This window comes from Corynebacterium sp. LK28, from assembly GCF_014335105.1.
In the GTDB taxonomy this organism is placed as follows: Bacteria; Actinomycetota; Actinomycetes; order Mycobacteriales; family Mycobacteriaceae; genus Corynebacterium; species Corynebacterium macclintockiae.
Window position 1 is genome coordinate 123,142 of sequence record NZ_PDGZ01000012.1, and the last position, 19,821, is coordinate 142,962.

A 19,821-nucleotide genomic window follows, 5' to 3' on the forward strand; every position below is an offset into this window, starting at 1 on the left:
TGATGTGGTTGGCGGCGGCCCGCGATTTGGGTGCAGAGGGACTGAATGTCGTTAGAACGAGAATGGGTTAATGGAAGCGAATGCTATTAATGTAAAATGCCAGGTCAGAGCGTTTTGATTCTTCGGTTCCAGGCGCACGCGTTTCCATATTCCCGTTCTAGCGACATTTCGGTGTCGCGGAAGGTTAGCGAGGGGTGCGGAGGGCTAGCGAGGGGTGCGGCAGGCTAGCGAGGGGCGCGGCAGGCTAGCGAGGGTGGCGGAAGGCTGCAGAATGCAAGGTCAAGGCGGGGAGGGAGTGAATTCCTCGATCTGGGCATAGAAAAACCGCTGGTGTTCCCAGGGAGACAGAAGCCCGATCTAGCGGGAAGCCAGTCTCAACAGGAAAACATCAACGGTGAAGTTAGCAAGCGGGGCTGCTGGACCACGGTGATGGGCGTCAGTTGCGCCAGCCGCCAGCAGCGCCAGCTGGACCACGGTGATGGGCGCCAGCCGCCAGCCGCCAGCCGTGCCAGCGCCTACTTGTCGCGGTCGGTGTTGGCCATAGCCAGGACGTCGAGGCGCTTGTCCAGCTCCTCTTCCGTCAGCTTCTCGCCGTCGACAAAGCCCAGGTCAATGACCGTCTGGCGGATGGTCTTGCCTTCCTTCAGCGCAGTCTTAGCAACCTTAGCCGCATTCTCGTAGCCAATGGCAGAGTTCAGCGGGGTCACGATGGACGGGGAGGACTCAGCCAGAGTGCGCATGCGCTCCTCGTTCGGCTCGATGCCGTCGACCAGCTTCTCTGCGAACACGCGGGCGGTGTTGGCCAGCAGCTTCGCAGACTCCAGCACGTTGCGGGCCATCATCGGGATGAACACGTTCAGCTCGAACGCGCCCTGGGAACCACCGAAGGCAACGGCAGCGTCGTTACCGATGACCTGCGCAGCAACCTGGGTTGCGGTCTCACACAGGACCGGGTTGACCTTGCCCGGCATGATGGAGGAGCCCGGCTGCAGGTCCGGCAGGTGGATCTCGCCCAGACCAGTCAGCGGGCCGGAGCCCATCCAGCGGATGTCGTTAGCGATCTTGTTCAGGGAGATCGCGATGGTGCGCATAGCGCCGGAGAACTCCACCAGGCCATCGCGGTTAGCCTGTGCCTCGAAGTGGTTCTCTGCCTCGCGCAGCTGCTCCACGCCGGTCAGCTTCACCAGCTCGGCGGTAACGTTTGCGCCGAAGTCAGCCGGGGTGTTCAGGCCGGTGCCGACTGCAGTGCCACCGATCGGCAGCTCGCCCAGGCGCGGCAGGGTGGCCTCAACGCGCTCGATGCCTGCGGCGATCTGGCGGGCGTAGCCGGAGAACTCCTGGCCCAGGGTCACCGGAACGGCATCCATCAGGTGGGTGCGGCCGGACTTCACAACGGTCTCCCACTCCTTGGCCTTCTTAGCCAGGGAGTCGTGCAGCACCTTCAGACCCGGGATCAGGTCGTTCACAGCAGCTTCGGTAGCGGCCACATGGGTTGCGGTCGGGAAAGTGTCGTTGGAGGACTGGCCCATGTTCACGTGGTCGTTCGGGTGGATCTCCACGCCGTTGTTCTTGGCGATGGAGGCGATGACCTCGTTGGTGTTCATGTTGGAAGACGTGCCGGAACCGGTCTGGAAAACATCGATCGGGAACTCAGCGTCGTGCTTGCCCTCAGCGATCTCCTTGGCAGCGGCGATGATCGCGTCCGCCTGCTCGTCGGTCAGCAGGCCACGGTCCTTGTTCACCTGCGCGCAGGCCGCCTTCAGCAGACCCATCGCGCGGATCTGTGCGGACTCCAGCGGACGGTCGGAGATCGGGAAGTTCTCCACGGCACGCTGCGTCTGTGCACGCCACAGAGCCTTGGCGGGAACCTTAACCTCGCCCATCGTGTCGTGTTCAATGCGGAATTCTTGCTCGGTCATTCTTTCATCACCTTTATCTTGATTGCTTTTTGACGCCTCCCGCATCGAACCCGTCCAGGCTCAGCAGCGGAAACGCACAGAAGCGGATTGGTCTTCGTGCCCCGCACGGACACCGCCCAATCTACCTAAAAGGCCTGCTGCGCGGTGGGGCGTGGGGGCGTCCATAAAAGAGCTAGTTACGGGTGTAATCCAGCACGGAGTAGGACTGCAGCTTCGCCAGCTGGTGCTGCGACTCGATGAAGCGGATCGTGCCGGAGCGAGAGCGCATGACCAGGGAGCGGGTGGTAGCGGAGTTGTGGTGGTAGGACACACCCCGCACCATGTCGCCGTTGGTCACGCCGGTGGCGACGAAGTAGCAGTGCTCGGAGTTCACCAGGTCGTTGGTGGTCAGCACGCGGTCCAGGTCGTGGCCAGCGTCCAGAGCCTTCTGGCGCTCGGCCTCGTCCTTCGGCCACAGCTTGCCCTGGATTTCGCCACCCATGCACTTCATGGCAGCGGCGGCGATAACGCCCTCCGGGGTGCCGCCGATGCCCATCATGATGTCTACGGAGTTGGTGGCGTTATCCTGCGCGGTGGCCACAGCGCCGGCCACGTCGCCGTCGCCGATCAGGCGGACCTTCGCGCCGGCCTCGCGGATCTCTCGGATCAGGTCTTCGTGGCGCGGGCGATCCAGCACGACGACGGTGATGTCGCCCGGCACGGTGCCCTTGGCCTTGGCAACGGCCTTGATGTTGTCGGCGACAGGAGCGTCGATGTCGACCTTGCCCACGGCCTCCGGGCCGACGGCGATCTTCTTCATGTAGAACACGGCGGACGGATCGTACATGGATCCGCGCTCGGCCGCGGCGATGACGGAGATCGCGTTCGGGCGGCCCTCTGCCATCAGGGTGGTGCCGTCTACCGGGTCGACGGCGATATCTACTGCCGGGCCGTTGCCGGTGCCCACGTGCTCACCGTTGAACAGCATGGGGGCTTCGTCCTTTTCGCCCTCGCCGATCACAACAACGCCGTCCATCTCCACGGAGTTGATCATCTGGCGCATTGCATCCACCGCGGCGCCGTCGCCGGACTCCTTCTGGCCACGTCCGACCCACTTTCCGGAGGCCAGTGCGGCGGCTTCGGTCACGCGAACCAGTTCCATCGCCAGGTTGCGGTCCGGGGCATCCGGATTGGGGGAAACAGCAGGGGTGTGCGCTTCAGTCGACATGATCTTCCAGCTCTTTTCTATTGCTGATAGGTAATCGTTTCTATTCCTCTTCTATTGTGCCCTATTTCCTCCGAGCGTTGCTTTAGCCTGCGCTTTGTGTGGTGTTGGCTAGCCCTACCCAGGGTTAATTTGGCCGTGTAAGCGGGGGCAATGCGATAATGGCGGGCGTGCAGATTCAAAAGCCCCGCGCGTTTCAATCCACCAAGGACATTGTGTTGTCCTTGGTGGTGTTGTTGTTTGCTACGTTCCTGACGGTTGGGTTCACGGGACTGTGCTCTTTTAAACCGGGTGAGGCGGATCGTTCCGGTCCGGTGCAGGAGGTCGATGCGGACTCGGTGCTGCAGATGGACGCCCGCAGCCTCAGCTTCCCCATCCGCAACCCAGACATGCCGGATAACTGGGTAGCGAACTCCGTCCGTCGCGTGTCGGTCGGTAAGGAGCCGTCGAGCCTGGTCGGCTGGGTGATCGACGGGGAGAACTACATTTCCCTAACTCAAACGGGCGCGGACTACAAAGCCGCGACCCAGCCCGATGATGAGGTGCGAGAGGAAACGGGAGCCGAAACCACCGGGGACGTCGAGTGGCACGTCTTCACCGGCGACGATGCCCGCCCTCTGTGGGTGGCCGATCTGGGTGACGTGCGCCTGATCCTCGAGGCGATGGCCACGCCTGAGCAGACTCGCACGGCTGCGGAGAGGGTCGCCCAGACCGACCCGATCGATGTTGGTGCGACGGCCAGCCAGGCCGCAGACGGTGGCGTCAAGAAATAGGCGAACAACTGGCTCGACGGTGAGCTAGCCCTCGCCGTCAGTTTCAGCGTTACGTGCCTCGCGCTGCTGCAGCGCCTGCTCGATGCGCTTGGATGCGCCGTTGAGGTAGTCCTCGCAGTACGCGGCCAGTTCCTCACCGCGTTCCCAGTAGTTCAGCGACTCGTCGAGGCTCATCTGACCGAGCTCGAGGATCTTCACCACTTCGATGAGCTCGTCCCGTGCCTGCTCGTAGCTGAGCTGCTCCAGCGGGCGGAACTTCTGCTGTTCTGTGCCGTTTGCTGCGGTGCCGTTCTGTGCCATTGTTCTATGCCTCTTCTGTGTCTGTATCTGTATTGCTGTTGTCTGTGTTGTTGTCTGTGCCGTCTTTATTCATGACGCCCCCAGGCGCAGCCTGCACACCCATCGCCGCGGCCGTGATGGACCCGTCGGGGACACGGATCCGCAGCTGCGAACCGGGATTGACTTGATCCACGGTTGTCACCACCTGCGCCCCGGACTTATCCCGCGGAATCACCTGCACGATAGAGTATCCGCGGGCGAGCGTCTGCGAAGGCCCCAGGGCGTTGACCTGAGCTTTCAGGGATTCAATGGAGGAGCGCAGCGAGCGCACGTGAACCCCTAGCGCATGGTCCTTGCGCTGCAATGCCTCCGCAATGATGTCTTTCTGGTGCGTGACCGGCAGACTCGGATCAGCCATGACGGGGCGGGAGCGGAGCTGCGCGAGCCCCTTGCGCTCGTGAGCCACCCAGTTGCGCAGCGCGCCGGCACTTCGCTGGCGAGCCTCGCTGACTATGCGCAGCTCTTGCACGACATCCGGCACCACCGTCTTCGCCGCGTCGGTGGGGGTGGCAGCGCGGACATCGGCCACGTAATCCAGCAGCGGATTGTCCGGCTCGTGGCCGATAGCGGAGACCACGGGGGTGCGCATGCGGGAGACCTCGCGCACCAGAGATTCCTCGGAGAACGGCAGTAGGTCCTCCACCGAACCGCCACCACGGGCAACGATGATGACGTCCACCGTGGGGTCATTCTCCAATTCCTGCAACGCGGCAACCACTTGTGGCACGGTTTTCGGCCCCTGCACTGCCGTGTTGATGGTGCGGAAGTGCACCGCGGGCCAGCGCCGCTTGGCAACCTCCATGACGTCGCGCTCAGCCGCCGACGCGCGCCCCGTAATCAGCCCGACGGTAGTCGGAAGGAACGGCAGCGGGGTTTTCAGCCGTGGATCGAAGATGCCCTCGGCGAACATTGCCTTCTTCAGCTGCTCAATCTGGGCCAGCAACTGCCCGATGCCCACCTGGCGAATCTCGGTGACCCACAGGGAAAAGCTGCCGCGCTTGGAATAGAACGACGGCTTGCCGTGGACAACGATCCGATCGCCGTCCTTGACCGGGGAGGGCAGGTTCGTGAGCGCACTGGTTTCCACTGTCAGGGAGACCGACGCCTCAATGTTCACATCGCGCAGCGTGATGTAGGAAAACCGCCAGGAGCTCTTCATGTTGACCTGGGTGACCTGACCTTCGACCCAAATGAACCCCAGTTTCTGGATCCAGTTTTTAACCTGGTCGTTCAGCTGCCCAACCGCCCAAGGGGCCTCTGCAGAATTAGCAACGCTCATAGTTCTGCATTCTAAAAGACGGCCCGGACACCGGGGATGGGAAGTGCAAGGTACTTCCATTACGATGGGGCACATGACTGCCTCTACTACTGAGACAACCGTTCAGCCAGCCACCGACGCACATTCCGGTGCTGATGCCACCGCAACCGCCAGTGCAGCAAAGAAGGTCTACCTTGCTGCTCCGCGTGGTTATTGCGCAGGTGTCGACCGCGCCGTCGAAACGGTCGAGAAGGCTCTGGAGAAGCACGGTGCGCCGCTGTATGTGCGCAAAGAGATCGTGCACAACAAGCACGTGGTGAAGACTTTCGAGGATCGCGGTGTGATCTTCGTCGACGAGACCACGGAGATCCCTCACGGTTCCAACGTTGTGTTCTCTGCTCACGGTGTATCGCCCGCTGTGCACGAGGAAGCTCGCCAACTGGAGCTGAAGACTTTTGACGCCACGTGCCCGCTGGTCACCAAGGTTCACCATGAGGTGAAGCGTTTCGCCAAGCAGGGGTATCAGATCGTTTTGATCGGCCACCACGGCCACGAAGAGGTCGAGGGCACCGCCGGCGAAGCTCCGGATATTGTCCACCTGGTCGATGGCGAGGCAGATGTTAACGCGCTGGAGTTCCCAGAGGACACGAAGCTTGTCTGGCTATCCCAGACCACGCTCAGCGTTGATGAGACGATGGCGACCGTGAAGCTGCTGCGCGAGAGGTTCCCCCACATCCAGGATCCGCCGTCTGACGATATCTGCTATGCCACTCAGAATCGCCAGGTAGCGGTGAAGGCGATTGCGCCGAAGGTGGAGCAGATGATCGTGGTGGGTTCCCAGAACTCCTCTAATTCCAAGCGGTTGGTTGAGGTTGCTTTGCAGCACGGTGCGCAGGACGCTCACCTGGTTGATTATGCAGAGCAGGTTGACCCGGCCTGGCTCGAGGGCGTGACTAGCGTCGGGGTGACCTCGGGCGCTTCCGTGCCGGAGATCCTCGTCCGCGGTGTTCTGGAGCTACTGGCGGAAAAGGGATTCGGTGAGGTCGAGGAAGTCACCACGGCGACGGAAGACCTGATCTTCTCCCTGCCGCGCGAGCTGCGCCCGGCGCGCACGCAGAAATAACCGCACGCAGAAATAACGCAGAAATACATCCCAAAAAGCTGCATTAAAACTGCAGTAAGCAGCGCGGCGGGATGTTTCGCTAGTCCCGCTCGTCGTCGAGGAAGTGCCTGGGGGATACTCGACGCTCAGGGAAAGGCACGCGGCGCCGCTGCGCACTGTTGCGAAGCTGCTCGGAGCTTCGCGTCACGGGGCTTCGAGATTCAGTGCTCCGAGGCTCAGTGCTCCGAGGTTCAGTGCGGCGAGTTTCAGCGCCACGGCTTTCACTATGGCGCGCCGTATCGCCACGGGACTCAGAAGCACGGCTTGTTGAACCGCGGGACGGTTCACCGCGGTAGGCGTCAGTATCATCGCGAGAATCCCTGTACACCTGGCTGCGCGCCTGCGAACGCTGCTTCGCACGACCATAAGCCTCCACGTTGCTGCGGTCGGATTCGCTACGGCGGCGGCGCTGCATCTCCAGTCGCGCGGCCTGGCGTGTGAGGGATTCGCGGTAGTTCCACCAGCGGAACACAGCGATGATCACCGCAATGAGGAAGGGGAACAGCAGCCACAGAAAGTGCTCGATGGCGGGGTAGATCGAGGTAATGACCTTCGTTTTCCGGCTCGCTATCGTTGCGGCACCGGAGCTGAACCAGCCAATGAGCAGCGATCCAAACAGGTAGTACAGCGGGTAAGAAGCTACCGAAAGGAACAATCCGCGCGGCTCCACGAAGATCGTCGAGACAATCATCGCTACCGCGAACAGCGCAAAGAAACTGGTGGGGATAGTCGTATCGCCCTTCGCCAGAACCAGGCCGGTGAAAATCACCGCGAGCATGACAAGCACGGGCGCCCAGACGGGGAACCAATGGGATGGAGTTTCGCCGGAGATCAGATCGGCGCCCCCACGGCTCCCGCCGACACGTCGCGCGGAGCGACTATCGCCCCGCAGCGAGGCTCTGGTGCGGCTACTGCTTCTCGTTCGACTGCTTTCGGTCACGGGGTAATGCTACTTCGTTGCTGTGAGTTACTCGTTATTGCCACGGAAGGACTTGAGGATCGACTGCATCTTACCGCGGATGTTCGTCGCCGCTTCGCGGGGGAATGACGCCCCTTCGTCCCCGTCGGCAGTCTCTTCAGCGGGGGCGCTGGACGTGGCCTTGGTGGTGTTTTCTTTCGCTCCCTCGGCGGTGTGGCCCTCCGACTGAGAGTTGTTTAGCATCATGGCCTTGCGCAGTTCCTGCCAGCGCTGAGCTGCACGTTCCGACTGCTCGCCGGTCAGGGAACCGGCTGTGGTGGCGAATTCGATATCCCGCGACGTCTTTTCGCCAGTGGCCAGATCCGTTAGGTCGCCCATGTAGCGCAGGATAACGGCGATCATCGCTGCGCAAGGCACAGCAAGGAAGGCGCCGATGATGCCGAACAAAGTGGAACCCAGGGTGACGGATAGAAGGATGATGACCGGGTGGACGTTCATGGCGCGGGACTGCAGCACCGGCTGCAGAATATTGCCTTCCAGCTGCTGGACAGCGATGACCAGCAGCAGCGCCATGACGGCGGTGTTGAAGTCCACTGCCACCAGTGCGATCAAGACGGACAGGGCGCCCGCGACGAACGCGCCGACCATGGGGATGAATCCGCCGAAGAAGGTCAGGATGGCCAGAGGGCCGGCCAGGGGCACGTTTAGCAGTACCAGGCCAAGGCCGATGAAGACGGCATCGATGGCGGAGACGATGGCCTGGGTGCGGATGAAGCCGCCCAGGGTGTTCCAGCAGCGGGTCAGAACCTCAGTGAGGTGCCAGCCGACACGGCGACCGGTGACGCGGCGCAGCATCGGCAGGAAGTTCTCGCCGTCCTTCAGGAAGAAGAAGGTCAGCACCAACATGACGAACATGGTGACCAGCAGGGAAGCGGTCTCAGTACCGAAGGCAGCGATGCTTGTCGCAATATCGCCGGACTTATTCTGCAGCCAATCGGTGATCTGCTGAACTCCGTCGTTGAACTGGCTTTCCTGCAGGTTCACAGGTGGGCCCTGCAGCCAGTCCTGGATACGGCCGATACCGTCGCTGGCCTGGTTGACGATCGTCTTGCCCTGATCCACGGCGCTCGGCGCGATAGCGGCAAAGGTGCCGATGATGAGGGCGAAGAAGCCCAAAATTGTGATGAGCACTGCCAGGCTGTTGGGAACCTTTGCCTTGCGGAGCAGGCGAACGACCGGCCACAGAACGGTACACACAATCACCGACAGGCAGACCGGCAGGATGCCCGCCCACAGCTTGCCGAACACCTGGAATCCCAGGTAGAGCGCGGCGGCAATGATGATGAAGCGCAGGCACCAGCCCGCAAGCCAGCGACCTGTGGTGCCAATAACCTCGGCGCGGTCACGCAACTCGGGGTTCAGTTCCTCGTCGATGGCCGACTTTTTGGAGGATTTATTGGCCTTCTTCTTGGCCTTCGCCGCGCGAGAACTCAGACCCGGGTAATCGTCGGTTTCAGCCTCGCCGTTCGGTTCGTGATCCTTTGCGAGGGGCTTTTCCATGCCGGTCGTTGCGCGGGCGCTGTTGCGATTCTGGACGAAAGAATCGCCCTTTTCCTCCACAGTAGGTGCGGTCTCTGCCCGCTTGGCTTCGACCAGCTTGGCTTCGGGAGAATCGGGGCTGACCGTCGGATGCCTGGCAGCTTCGGGTTCGTTGGCGAACTGGCCATGACCTAGTCGCTCTTCATCTTTATCGTCACCCGGGATAGGGATGTTTTCGGTATCCATACGGTGGGAACCCGCGATAAAGTCTGCGAAATCACGGCCATCCTTGTCAGGAAAGGACCTGTCGTGGGGGTTCTGGGAGTTCATTCTCCCCATTCTGCCTCACGCAGGTCCAAAACGGGAGTTAATTATGCCCTCCCGGGGCATGTTATCGGGCGATGGTGGACGCGCTTTCCGCCAATAGCGATTCGTTGTCCGTGCCGGGTGCAGAACCCAACTCGCCAGTGGTGTTGTCATCAGTTTTAGCGAGCATGAGGACCGCGGCTACAAGCCCGCCCCAGATCACAAGAATGAACAAAGCCATCAGGAGGATAGCGGGGCCGGTCATGACAGTTCCTTTCCTTCGTCAGCGGTGGGGGCTGAGGTGGGCGTCGATAAAGGGTTTGGCACACCACTCGGGCGGCCCTTCGGAGGTACGCCGTAGTCCGAGCTCGGCAGACCATCGAGGATCTGGTTACCGCGGAAGGGCAGGAGGCTCCACAGAACTGCGCCGACGCCGATGATGATCAGCACCAACCAGCCGAAGGCGAAGATCGTTCCTGATTCATAGCCCTCGTAGCCTTCGCTGATGAGGGTGCGGACTTCCTCGACCAGGAAGTAGAGCAGCACCGCAGGGGTGATTGCGAACACGCAAGCCTGCCAGACGATACCCAGACGCAGCTCCGATACGGCGTTGATGTGCTGCGCGATCTCGTTGCGGCGCCCCTGGACCCAGCCGATGGTCAGCACCGCGGCGATCGCACAGATAACGATGCCCAGGTTGTTGGTGAACTTATCCATGATGTCCAGGGTGATCATTCCGGACGTGGTGGAAAAGAGCAGGCAGGACACGACAGCCATGAGGCCGCCGACGCTGATGGAGGCAACCTCGCGAGAAAGGTTCAACTTATCGCGTACCGCAGAGATCACAACCTCCATGATGGAGATCAGAGAGGTGATACCTGCCAGGAACAAGGAACCGAAGAAGAGCACACCGAACAGGGACCCCATCGGCATTTCGTTGATGATTGTCGGGAAGGCGATGAAGGCCAAGCCAATGCCGCCGGAGACCGATTCCTCGACAGAGGTTCCAGACTGTGCAGCCATGAATCCCAGGGTGGCGAACACGCCGATGCCGGCCAGCACCTCGAAAGAAGAGTTAGCGAAGGCAGTAACCATACCCGTGCCGGTCAGGTTGGTGCGTGGCTTCAGGTAGGAGGCGTAGGTGATCATGATGCCGAAGCCGATGGACAGGGAGAAGAAGATCTGGCCATAAGCGGCGATCCACACCGAGGTATCGGTCAAAACGCTCCAGTCCGGAGTGAAGAACGCGTTGAGACCATCCGCGGAGCCTTCGAGGAACAGTGCGCGCACTACCATCACTAGGAACAACACGATGAGTACAGGGACGAAGAACATCGTGATTCGCCCGATGCCTTCGTTAATGCCGCGGGCGAGGATGAAGATGCATGCCACCCACACGGCGATCATGACCAGCAGAATCGGGAGGACGACGTCGCCGGTCCAGGCGGAGGAGGAATCAACCTTGAGGAACTCCTCCAGGAAATATGTTTCCGCGTTGTCGCCCCAGGTCTTGGGGATGGAGTTCCAGGTGTAGATGCCGGCCCAGGCGATGATGGCGGCGTAATACACCGCGATGAAGAAGTTGACGCCAACCTTGAGCCAGCCGATAGACTCAGCAAACTTGCCAGTGCGGCGGAAGGTTAGGGGAGTGGAGCCACGGAAGCGGTGCCCCATAGCTAGGTCGAACCAGAGCAGCGGAATACCCGCGCTGAGAAGAGCGACCATGTAGGGGATCAGGAAGGCGCCGCCACCGTTATCGTATGCGGCATAGGGGAAACGCCAGATATTGCCCAAGCCGACCGCAGAACCAATCGCGGCCATCAGGAATACAAGGCGGGTATTGAAAGTTTCCCGTCTCTGACGGGGATTAGCTTCGGAGGTAGTCATAAGAGGTGCATCTTTCTCGCAGGCAACCCGCGGGCAGCTCAAGAGGGCGAAGAGGATGGGGTTTCAAGGCCTCGGGGGTGGTGAAACCTCAAGGTTTTCTAAGGTGCAATCACTATACGACTCAGCGGGGGTGCTAATAGTGGGTTTTCACAATTTTTCGTTCAGATTTACTACCCGGAGTGAGGGAAATGGGTAGGGGACTAGGCGGGAGTGCTGGAATGGGCGGCGGTGGGCGGCGGTGGGCGTCCATAAAAAGATCAATAAAAAGGCATAAATAGAGCAACAACGATAAGGGCGCGTTGGAGGGCGCGACGGCCGGGCGATAGGATGAGGCACGTGACTCTTACTCTTGGAATCGTCGGCCTGCCCAACGTGGGCAAGTCCACGCTGTTTAACGCCCTGACCCGCAACGATGTTCTGGCTGCGAACTACCCGTTCGCGACCATCGAGCCCAACGTGGGGCTGGTGGAGTTGCCGGACCCGCGCCTGACGCGCCTGGCCGAGATCTTTGAATCCGAGCGCATCCTGCCTGCGACTGTCTCCTTCGTGGACATCGCCGGCATTGTTAAGGGCGCCTCCGACGGTGAGGGCATGGGTAATGCCTTCCTGGCGAATATCCGTGAGGCGGACGCGATCTGCCAGGTGGTGCGTGCGTTCTCCGACGACAATGTGATCCACGTTGACGGTCGAGTGGACCCCGCCAGCGACATTTCCGTCATTGAGACGGAGCTGATTTTGGCCGACCTGCAGACGGTAGAGAAGGCTCTGCCGCGCCTGGAAAAGGAAGCGCGCAAGAACAAGGATCTGGCTGAGCAGGTCGAGGGGGCTAAGAAGGCGCAGGAAATCCTGGAGGATAGCCGCACTCTGTCGAGTGCCGCGGCGCAGGGGGAGATCGACCTGGCGACCGTGCGCGACCTGCACTTCCTGACGGCCAAGCCGTTCCTGTACGTGTTTAACTCCGACGAGTCTGTGCTGACCGATGACGCCAAGAAGGCGGAGCTGCGCGAGCTGGTGGCCCCGGCGGACTGCGTGTTCCTGGACGCCGCGACGGAGGCGGATCTGCTGGAGCTGGATGACGAGGAGGCGGCTGAGCTGCTGGAATCTGTCGGTCAGACCGAACCGGGGTTGCAGACCCTGGCCAAGGCTGGCTTTGCAACGCTTGGCTTGCAGACCTACCTGACTGCTGGGCCGAAGGAGGCTCGTGCGTGGACGATTCACCAGGGTGATACCGCCCCGCAGGCGGCCGGAGTGATCCACACGGACTTCGAGAAGGGCTTCATTAAGGCCGAGATCGTGGCCTTTGAGGACCTGGACGAGCTCGGCTCCATGGCGGAGGCCCGGGCCCACGGCAAGGTGCGCCAGGAGGGCAAGGACTACGTGATGGCCGACGGTGACGTGGTCGAGTTCAAATTTAACGTGTAGTGCTTAACCTCTGCGATGAACTCTTTGATCCCGGGACGTGATGAGGACTGGGGCTATTGTGCTCCCCCGAACGCTACGGCCCGGGGACACGAGGCTGTGTCGCAGGTGCAAGCGAGAGGACCAGGAGCGAAACACAGACCGCTGAGTCGACGCAGTCACGGTAAAGACGGAGCCGTCTAGGCGGTGCTCGAGGTTGCGCGAGATACGGTGACGCTGGGCGTCGGTAAGCGATGCGCATTCGGCGACATCGATGGAAAGCTGGACTTTGCCGTCCGTCGTGTTGACGCCCTGGCCGCCCGGAGTCAACGATTTCGCGAAACGCTCCGCGAGATCGGCGGCGATGACCGCACCGTCGGGGATCCCCGGGCCGGGCGCTATGGTCAGGTCGTTCATGCCGCCCAGCCTAGGTGCCCACAACCCTTTCTCGTCTCGGCGGAAGCGGAGACCGCGTCGCGACGGCCGGGATCCAGCCTCAGTATTATCCTCGTCACCGGTTGATTCGAACGCTTTTTGCTCCTCCTTCTCCCGTCGGGCTTCGATTTCAGCGGCCTCCGCAGGTGGCAGTGATCGCTGGATCCCTCGAACTACCGGTTCCGATCAGCGGTCGAAGGATTTTCGCAGCAGCCGGACCTGCGGCGCCGGTGCCGCCGCCGTAGCCTGACGAGCATCCCCGCCATGACGGCCATCACGACGGCGGTCCCGGCACCGATGATCCAGGGATTACCGAGGAGCCCACCGACGCCTGCAAGTGCTCCGCCCGCCGCGATGAACGGCAGGCCGCAGCAGAGCAGCGACGGAAGCGCGCAGCATGCCAGCAAGAGCAGCCCGGTCACTGCAGCGACGACGGGACCGGCGCGCCATTCGTCGCGGTCCTGATCGGCGCTGATCGTCTGCTTCAGGATGAGATCTCCCCGATTGCCTGTGTTGCCGTTCATGCGCAGCACGACAGCAGCGACGGGTCGGTGGTGAAGGCCTTCGCGGCGATCCGGATGCCCTCGGCCATGGTCAGGTAGGGGGCCCAGGCGTTGGCGACCTCGGCGATGGTCTTGCCGAGCACGTGGACGCCTGCGGCGGCGAGTTCCCCGGCGTCCTTGGCGACGGCGGTGAGGCCGAGGATCTCGCTCGTATCGGCGTTCACGACGATCTTGATGAACCCGCGGGTGTCGCGGTTGATCACCGCCCGGGGCACATACTTCAGGGGCAGCACGCGGCAGTCGCAGCGGATCCCCGCGGCGAGGACGTCCTTCTCGGTCATCCCGACCGCGCCGATCTCGGGCCCGGTGAACGTCACCCGCGGCAGGCGGGCGTAGTCGACGGACCGGTCGGCGTCGGCGAACGCGTTCTCGGCGACGAGGGTGCCGTGGTGGGCGGCGACGTAGACGAACTCGGGGTGCCCGGTCACGTCGCCCGCGGCCCAGACCCGCGGGTTCGAGGACTGCAGCCGGTCGGAGACGACCACCTCGCCGGAGTCTCCGGTATTCACCCCGACCGCATCGAGGTTCAGGCCATCGGTGACGGGACGGCGTCCGAGGGCGACCAGGACCTGGTCGGCGCGGAACTCCTGCGAGCCGCCGGACAAGGCGGCGGTCACGACGGCCTCGCCTCCCATGCCGCGGGAGACCCGGGTGGGCACTGCGCGGCTGACGACGCGGATGCCCTCGTCGGCGAACACCTCCTGGAGCGCCTTCGACACCTCCGGCTCCTCCTTCGAGGCGAGCCGGGACCGCACGAGCAGCGTGACCTGCGAGCCGAGGCGGGCGAACAGCTGCGCCTGCTCCAGGGCGACGTAGCCGCCGCCGAGCACCAGCAGCGACTCGGGGACCTCCGTCAGCTCCATCGCCGTGGTCGAGGTCAGGTATCCGGTCTCCTCCAGGCCGTCGATCGGCGGTGCCCACGGGCGAGAACCAGTCGCGACCAGGTAGTGGTGGGCCTCGATGGTCTCGACGCTTCCGTCGGATCCGGCAACATCGAGAACCGGCGCATCAGGGGTGCCCACGAACGAGGCGTCGCCGCGGAGGACCTGCCAGCCGTAGGAGTCGGCGACGTCGGCGTACTTCTCGCCGCGCAGCGACTCCACCAACGCTTGCTTCCCAGCGATCAGCGCGGGCATGTCGACGGGATCCGCCGTCGTCGCGATCCCGGGGAACCGGGTTGCGGCGTCGACCGCGACGTGCCGCGCGCCGGCCGCGGCAATGAGCGCCTTCGACGGGACGCAGCCCGTGTTCACGCAGGTGCCGCCGAGCGTCCCGCGCTCGATCATCACCACCGACTTCCCGAGCGTGCTGGCGCGGATCGCAGCGGCGAACGCGCCGCCTCCCGATCCGATGATGGCGAGATCGTACTTCGTAGGCATCGCTACTCCTGTCAACTCTTGGCTTTCTGCTCTGTCTCAGCCATACTGGACCTTCCAGTGCAGGGGAAGGTCAAGCGCGGCCACGGAGGGAGACAGCAATGTGGATCGGAGAACTCGCCGAGAGGGCGGGCACTACCGCGAAGACCCTTCGCTTCTACGAGGAACAGGGCCTTCTACCCCCGACCGAGCGCACGCCGTCCGGATACCGCGACTACGCGCCCGAGACGGTCGCTCGGATCGACTTCATCCACCGCGGCCAGGCCGCGGGCCTCACCCTCGCCCAGATCCGCCAGATCCTCGACATCCGCGACGGCGGCCATGCGCCCTGCGGGCACGTGCGCGACCTGCTTGACGTGCGCCTCGCTGAGATCGAGCAGCAGATCGCGCAGCTCTCCGTGCTGCGCGACACTATTGCGGACCTTAGCCAGGACGCCGCGCACCCGGATCCTGAAACGTGCAGCACCGATCAAGTGTGTAGGTACTTGTAGACGGCGGGAGTCAATGACTCAAACGCTACAACCCCGATATGCGCTAGCGCATGTCGATGCCGCCGGTGCCCACCTCGATGATTTTGGTGGTGGCCGCGATAGCACACAGCAGCGGCATCGGGGCGGAGGCCTGCAGCGCGAAGTGGTGGACTCGGAAGGACGCGTTGTTCACGCCGATTTCGTCCGCAGCCTGGGTGATCTCCAGACGAGTCTTGGCGATCTTTTCCGCAGATGGCCCGCACTAGCTGCCGAAGGCGTAATGCCCGAAGCTTAAGAAGCCGATCGCTTTCATTGAATAACACTCCTTTTGATGGTGTTAACGAGAGGGGGTAACTTTGCAACGACATACCGTTGAATTTAAGTTCAATGTGCAGGTTAGCCGCATAAGAAGCTCTGGCAGATGGTGGGGTAACCCTGCTCTGACATCTGAATCTAGCTTTGATGCGCTGGGATTAAGACTGGTCACGTGTGAGAAGGTTTCGTGTACAACTAGGTACATGAACTTTTTATTGCTCGGTGGTACCGGTTTCCTTGGAGGACACATTGCGTTTGCAGCAGTCGAGCGAGGACATCAAGTTACTTGCCTTGCACGGGGTAACGGGAAGGTTCCCAACGGAGCTGAGTTTGTGAGTTCAGACCGTGACCGTGACGGTGCGTACGATGAGGTTGCGGGGAAAACTTGGGACACCATTGTGGATCTGACGAGTCAGCCGAAGCATGCGCGGGATGCGGCGGCGAAACTCCAGGCCAAGCATCGTATATTCGTGTCTTCGAGCAGCGTATGTGAGGACCAGGGAAGTATTTCTTCCGAGTCTGATTCCGTAGTCGCACCGCTTGAAAATGACTACATGGAGAACATGGGGCAGTACCCAGCCGCAAAGTCTGCTTGCGAAACGATTTATCGCAGCACAAATCGGTCGGTAATGGTAGTTCGACCCGGTCTGATTGCCGGCTACGGCGACGAAACAGGGCGCAGTGGTTACTATCCGTGGCGTTTCGCGCATCCCACGGGTGAGAACGTGATCGTCCCAGACCCGGCGTTTCCCGTCGCTATGATTGATGTGAAAGACCTTGCAGGCTGGATAGTTGAGTCTGCAGAAGTTGGGACTTTCGGAACCTTTAACGCTACGGGGTTTGCTACTTCCTTGTCTGATGTGTTCAAGATTTCGCGTGAGTTAACCGCATCGGAGGCTACTGAGCGACCTTGCTCTGATGAACTGCTTCTCGCTAATGATGTAACCCCGTGGATGGGTCCAAAATCGTTGCCGTTGTGGGTACCAGGTGAACAGTTTCGCAACATCGCGCTACTCGATTGCGCCGCAGCCTACGAAGCTGGCCTGCGGATTCGCCCGTTGAAAGAAACATTGGCGGATGCGCTGCGATTCGAAGAAGAACGGCAGGGTGAAAGACTCGCTGGACTCAGCGATGAAGAGGAAGTCGTGCTTCGCCAGCGGTTAGAAGATGGTATTTAGCTTCGGAGGAACAGTTTTAGTTGCAGTCGGGACCGTGCTGAGTTGTTCTTGTTCCGCGACTGACTGTGAGGTTTCTTCAGGAACGTCCATTACACGCGAGTCTCAAATGGGGCCCACGAGCTGGCAGTCACGGGTAGAGCTTGAAGACCGTTTACGCTCCTGCCCCCGCAGCTGCCGGGCGACTGCGGCGGAAGCGCCACCTATCGATTCAGCGGTTACCCTGTACTGAAACGTGGTGGAGTTCAAATTTAACGTGTAGCGTTATTGACGCTTCGCGTTATGGGGGATAGGGTGAAGCACGATTCAGTCGTTCGGGAATCGACAAACAGAACTGGTGTTTCTGCGTGAGCCGGTTCCGAAATTGGATCCTCGGATCCACAAGTCGGCGAACAAGAAACTCCACCAGCTTGATGCGGCAGTCTCTCTTGACTCCCTCGGTGTGCCGCCTGGGAACCGTCTAGAGGCGCTCAAGGGCGACAGGAAAGGGACTTTCAGCATCCGGGTCAATGACCAGTGGAGAATCACTTTTCGCTGGACGAGCGCGGGGCCCGAGCAAGTGATCATCGAGGACTACCACTAAGGAACGCCATGTCGGAGAAGCTTTACCCACCGATTCATCCTGGAGAGATTCTTCTCGAGGATTTCATTGAGGGATTTGAAATCACTCAGCACAAGCTTGCCGTATCGATCGGGGTGCCCCCTCGTCGAATCAACGAGATCGTGCACGGGAAACGCGGAATTACAGCTGACACCGCGCTCAGGCTCGGAAAATACTTTGGCGTCGAGCCGATCTTCTGGATGAATCTGCAGAACCAGTATGAGATTGAGGTGGCGGAGGATAAGGCCCTCGCTGAGATCGAGCGGATTCAGCCGATCCAAGCTGCCTCGGCATAGGCCCGAATTAGGGAATCTGGGGCCGTCGCCTCGTCGACTTCAGCTCCGAGCGCCGTTTCTTCGCTTCGAGACGGCGCCGTACCGAGCCCCTCGTCGGCTTCGTTTTGCGCCGCGGGGGAGGGGGCGGAGCTAGGGCCTCGCGCAACAGGGCGGCCATGCGTTCGCGTGCCTCAGCTCGGTTGCGCACCTGCGACCGCTGGGTCGACGCAGACACGGTGAGGACGGAGCCGTCCAAGCGGTGCTCGAGGTTGCGCAAGATGCGGCGGCGTTGGGCGTCGGTAAGCGATGCGCTTTCAGTGATATCGATGGAAAGCTGGACCTTGCTGTCGGTCGTGTTGACGCCCTGGCCGCCCGGACCCGACGACTTCGCGAACCGCTCCGTTAGGTCGGCAGCGGCGATGACTGCACCGTCGGGGATCCCCGGGCCGGGCGCGATGGTCAGGTCGTTCATACAGCCCAGTCTAGGTGTCCTACGAGTCGTTCTTGTCTCGGCGGAAGCGGAGACCGCGTCGCGACGGACGGGGTTCAGCCTCAGAATTATTCTCGTCGTCGGTTGAGTCGAGTGCTTTTCGCTCTTCCTTCTCCCGTCGGGCTTCGATTTCAGCGGCCTTCGCAAGTAGCCGGTCGTCGTTCATGTCGCGAATTTTCTCGGTGGCTTTCTGCGCCTGATCCACCGCAGCCTGACGGGCGCAGTTCGCGACATTGACTGTGTCTCCCGCTAGCGACATCACAGATTGACGCCAGCCTTGGACCTAGAGACGCTCCGCGTAGTGTAGCTAGTCCCCGGGGTTACCCACGCAGAACTCGTTGCCTTCCGGGTCCTGCATGACAGTCCACACCAATCCCGGCGCCTCGTGGGTGGTGAGTTCGGTAGCGCCTAGGTCTTTGAGGCGTTCTATTAAAGTTTCGCGCTCCGCCCCGCCAACGTCGATGTGCATGCGGTTTTTCCCAGGTGTCGGATCCTTGACGCGCTGAAATCCCAGCGCCGGGGTGGAATCAACCATCACAAAATCGCCGTAATCCGCGGCGATTTCGCAACCGGTTGCGGCGGACCAAAACTTGGCGAGCTTTGAGGGATCGTGGCAGTCGAAGGTGATCTGCCCGATCGTGAGATTGGCATCATTCATGGTCTCTATTATGAGGATGGGATCTGACGCTTGCTACGTGCATTTCTAAATAGCATTCTTTAGCGCTTCGCGGATTGCCTGGGACCGTGACCATCCGTGGGCGGCTGCGTATTTGTCGAGGTCCAAGATTTCGCGAGGAGAGAGCCGAATGGAGATAACCTTCGCAGTATCTTCGTTGCGAGGTTTCCTTCCTCGTCGACGAAGTATTTCTACGTCGTAGCCTTTCTCGGCTTCGGTTACCCACGCATCGATTTGCTCTTCGCTGACTGGCTTTCCGTTGATAGTTTTCATGAACATAATCGTAATACGGAAAAGGGCTTGGCGGCTCGGGGGAGGTTATAGTCTTTCGACAATCCGTGGAGTTCAAGTTCAACGTTTAACGCGGGCAGCCACCGCCGGATTCTCGGTGGCGATTCCGGCCCGAACCTCGGGGACATTGTCGCGCTTCCTCATTTACGTGAGCTCCGCGACTCCGGCCAGCTCACCGCTACCCCCATCTTCGATAGCTTGAGCGAGCTCGACCACGACCATCTGATCTGGTGCACTGGTTTCCGTCCGGCCCTCAGTCCATTCCGCCACCTCATGCGTGGCCGCGAAACCGCAGTGAAGAATCTGCATCTAGTCGGTTATGGCAACTGGACAGGCGACGGATCGGCAACCCTGATGGGTGTGGGGCTCTTTGCCAAACACACTGCCCAGGTAGTCGCGGACCGTGTCGATGAAGCTCGGCAGCAAAAGTTTTGAGGCGACGCTTGGTCC

Annotated in this window: 22 protein-coding genes and 2 pseudogenes; 8 read left to right on the top strand and 16 right to left on the bottom strand. The window is 61.3% G+C overall.

Annotated features, from left to right (window positions below):
* Nucleotides 1–515 precede the first annotated feature (515 nt).
* Complete coding sequence (locus tag CRD15_RS06735) at nt 516–1,919, bottom strand: class II fumarate hydratase (protein ID WP_034970945.1); 1,404 nt, start codon at nt 1,917–1,919, stop codon at nt 516–518.
* A gap of 172 nt (nt 1,920–2,091) precedes the next feature.
* A complete protein-coding gene (gene glpX / locus CRD15_RS06740) occupies nt 2,092–3,126 on the bottom strand; it encodes a class II fructose-bisphosphatase (protein ID WP_034979355.1) in 1,035 nt (344 codons plus the stop codon).
* A gap of 158 nt (nt 3,127–3,284) precedes the next feature.
* Here glpX and CRD15_RS06745 point away from each other — a divergent pair, with 158 nt between their 5' ends.
* Nucleotides 3,285–3,896 (top strand): DUF4245 domain-containing protein, encoded by a 612-nt coding sequence (locus CRD15_RS06745; protein WP_187402206.1) that lies wholly within the window; start codon nt 3,285–3,287, stop codon nt 3,894–3,896.
* A 24-nt stretch (nt 3,897–3,920) separates the two neighbouring features.
* Here the strand turns inward: CRD15_RS06745 and CRD15_RS06750 are convergent, their stop codons facing one another.
* A complete protein-coding gene (locus tag CRD15_RS06750; RefSeq protein WP_034970942.1) occupies nt 3,921–4,196 on the bottom strand; it encodes an exodeoxyribonuclease VII small subunit in 276 nt (91 codons plus the stop codon).
* 4 nt (nt 4,197–4,200) lie between these two features.
* The gene (gene xseA / locus CRD15_RS06755) at nt 4,201–5,514 is read right to left on the bottom strand and encodes an exodeoxyribonuclease VII large subunit (RefSeq protein WP_034970941.1); all 1,314 of its coding nucleotides are present in this window, start codon (nt 5,512–5,514) and stop codon (nt 4,201–4,203) included.
* A 64-nt stretch (nt 5,515–5,578) separates the two neighbouring features.
* On the opposite strand from xseA, the gene CRD15_RS06760 reads away from it, so the two are divergent.
* Complete coding sequence (locus tag CRD15_RS06760; RefSeq protein ID WP_080716906.1) at nt 5,579–6,616, top strand: 4-hydroxy-3-methylbut-2-enyl diphosphate reductase; 1,038 nt, start codon at nt 5,579–5,581, stop codon at nt 6,614–6,616.
* Between the two features lie 79 nt (nt 6,617–6,695).
* Here CRD15_RS06760 and CRD15_RS06765 read toward each other — a convergent pair whose 3' ends face one another.
* The 4 genes from CRD15_RS06765 to CRD15_RS06780 form a co-directional block, all read right to left on the bottom strand.
* On the bottom strand, nt 6,696–7,595 hold the full coding sequence (locus CRD15_RS06765) for a DUF6542 domain-containing protein (protein WP_035008516.1): 900 nt from the start codon (nt 7,593–7,595) through the stop codon (nt 6,696–6,698).
* Between the two features lie 27 nt (nt 7,596–7,622).
* Nucleotides 7,623–9,443 (bottom strand): AI-2E family transporter, encoded by a 1,821-nt coding sequence (locus CRD15_RS06770; RefSeq protein WP_034978263.1) that lies wholly within the window; start codon nt 9,441–9,443, stop codon nt 7,623–7,625.
* Between the two features lie 61 nt (nt 9,444–9,504).
* Nucleotides 9,505–9,684: a methionine/alanine import NSS transporter subunit MetS gene (gene metS, locus CRD15_RS06775; protein ID WP_034970938.1), complete on the bottom strand. Its 180-nt coding sequence runs from the start codon at nt 9,682–9,684 to the stop codon at nt 9,505–9,507.
* Nucleotides 9,681–11,306 (bottom strand): sodium-dependent transporter, encoded by a 1,626-nt coding sequence (locus CRD15_RS06780; RefSeq protein ID WP_034970937.1) that lies wholly within the window; start codon nt 11,304–11,306, stop codon nt 9,681–9,683. The genes metS and CRD15_RS06780 overlap by 4 nt, the downstream gene beginning before the upstream one ends.
* 336 nt (nt 11,307–11,642) lie before the next feature.
* On the opposite strand from CRD15_RS06780, the gene ychF reads away from it, so the two are divergent.
* A complete protein-coding gene (gene ychF, locus CRD15_RS06785; protein WP_011273881.1) occupies nt 11,643–12,728 on the top strand; it encodes a redox-regulated ATPase YchF in 1,086 nt (361 codons plus the stop codon).
* 3 nt (nt 12,729–12,731) lie between these two features.
* On the opposite strand, the gene CRD15_RS10225 is transcribed toward ychF, so the two are convergent.
* The 3 genes from CRD15_RS10225 to merA all read right to left on the bottom strand — a co-directional run bounded on the left by CRD15_RS10225 (nt 12,732) and on the right by merA (nt 15,081).
* Nucleotides 12,732–13,121 carry a peptide chain release factor I gene (locus tag CRD15_RS10225; protein WP_034970935.1) on the bottom strand — a complete coding sequence of 130 codons (390 nt, stop codon included), beginning with the start codon at nt 13,119–13,121 and terminating at the stop codon, nt 12,732–12,734.
* 191 nt (nt 13,122–13,312) lie between these two features.
* Nucleotides 13,313–13,663, bottom strand: coding sequence for a hypothetical protein (locus tag CRD15_RS06790; RefSeq protein WP_034970986.1), 351 nt, complete (start codon nt 13,661–13,663; stop codon nt 13,313–13,315).
* On the bottom strand, nt 13,660–15,081 hold the full coding sequence (gene merA / locus CRD15_RS06795) for a mercury(II) reductase (RefSeq protein WP_187402207.1): 1,422 nt from the start codon (nt 15,079–15,081) through the stop codon (nt 13,660–13,662). The genes CRD15_RS06790 and merA overlap by 4 nt, the downstream gene beginning before the upstream one ends.
* Nucleotides 15,082–15,179: 98 nt before the next feature.
* Here merA and CRD15_RS06800 point away from each other — a divergent pair, with 98 nt between their 5' ends.
* Nucleotides 15,180–15,569 (top strand): heavy metal-responsive transcriptional regulator, encoded by a 390-nt coding sequence (locus tag CRD15_RS06800; RefSeq protein ID WP_005293249.1) that lies wholly within the window; start codon nt 15,180–15,182, stop codon nt 15,567–15,569.
* 46 nt (nt 15,570–15,615) lie between these two features.
* On the opposite strand, the pseudogene CRD15_RS10125 reads toward CRD15_RS06800, so the two are convergent.
* Nucleotides 15,616–15,861, bottom strand: a pseudogene (locus tag CRD15_RS10125) (alkane 1-monooxygenase); the annotation flags it as partial.
* 205 nt (nt 15,862–16,066) lie between these two features.
* On the opposite strand from CRD15_RS10125, the gene CRD15_RS06810 reads away from it, so the two are divergent.
* The 3 genes from CRD15_RS06810 to CRD15_RS06820 all read left to right on the top strand — a co-directional run bounded on the left by CRD15_RS06810 (nt 16,067) and on the right by CRD15_RS06820 (nt 17,935).
* A complete protein-coding gene (locus tag CRD15_RS06810; RefSeq protein ID WP_035012351.1) occupies nt 16,067–17,041 on the top strand; it encodes an NAD-dependent epimerase/dehydratase family protein in 975 nt (324 codons plus the stop codon).
* Between the two features lie 301 nt (nt 17,042–17,342).
* Nucleotides 17,343–17,621: a type II toxin-antitoxin system RelE/ParE family toxin gene (locus CRD15_RS06815; RefSeq protein ID WP_035012352.1), complete on the top strand. Its 279-nt coding sequence runs from the start codon at nt 17,343–17,345 to the stop codon at nt 17,619–17,621.
* Between the two features lie 8 nt (nt 17,622–17,629).
* Nucleotides 17,630–17,935 carry a HigA family addiction module antitoxin gene (locus tag CRD15_RS06820; RefSeq protein WP_035012354.1) on the top strand — a complete coding sequence of 102 codons (306 nt, stop codon included), beginning with the start codon at nt 17,630–17,632 and terminating at the stop codon, nt 17,933–17,935.
* A 7-nt stretch (nt 17,936–17,942) separates the two neighbouring features.
* Here the strand turns inward: CRD15_RS06820 and arfB are convergent, their stop codons facing one another.
* Genes arfB through CRD15_RS06840 form a run of 4 tightly spaced genes read right to left on the bottom strand, consistent with a single transcriptional unit; the run spans nt 17,943 to nt 19,353 of the window.
* Nucleotides 17,943–18,386 carry an alternative ribosome rescue aminoacyl-tRNA hydrolase ArfB gene (gene arfB, locus CRD15_RS06825; RefSeq protein WP_035012355.1) on the bottom strand — a complete coding sequence of 148 codons (444 nt, stop codon included), beginning with the start codon at nt 18,384–18,386 and terminating at the stop codon, nt 17,943–17,945.
* Nucleotides 18,387–18,405: 19 nt separating this feature from the next.
* Complete coding sequence (locus tag CRD15_RS06830; protein WP_237745411.1) at nt 18,406–18,666, bottom strand: hypothetical protein; 261 nt, start codon at nt 18,664–18,666, stop codon at nt 18,406–18,408.
* A gap of 45 nt (nt 18,667–18,711) precedes the next feature.
* Nucleotides 18,712–19,062 (bottom strand): VOC family protein, encoded by a 351-nt coding sequence (locus CRD15_RS06835; protein WP_035012356.1) that lies wholly within the window; start codon nt 19,060–19,062, stop codon nt 18,712–18,714.
* A gap of 45 nt (nt 19,063–19,107) precedes the next feature.
* Nucleotides 19,108–19,353, bottom strand: coding sequence for a CopG family ribbon-helix-helix protein (locus tag CRD15_RS06840; RefSeq protein WP_080716819.1), 246 nt, complete (start codon nt 19,351–19,353; stop codon nt 19,108–19,110).
* 114 nt (nt 19,354–19,467) lie between these two features.
* Here CRD15_RS06840 and CRD15_RS10230 point away from each other — a divergent pair.
* A pseudogene (locus tag CRD15_RS10230) lies at nt 19,468–19,806 on the top strand (pyridine nucleotide-disulfide oxidoreductase); the annotation flags it as partial.
* Nucleotides 19,807–19,821 lie beyond the last annotated feature (15 nt).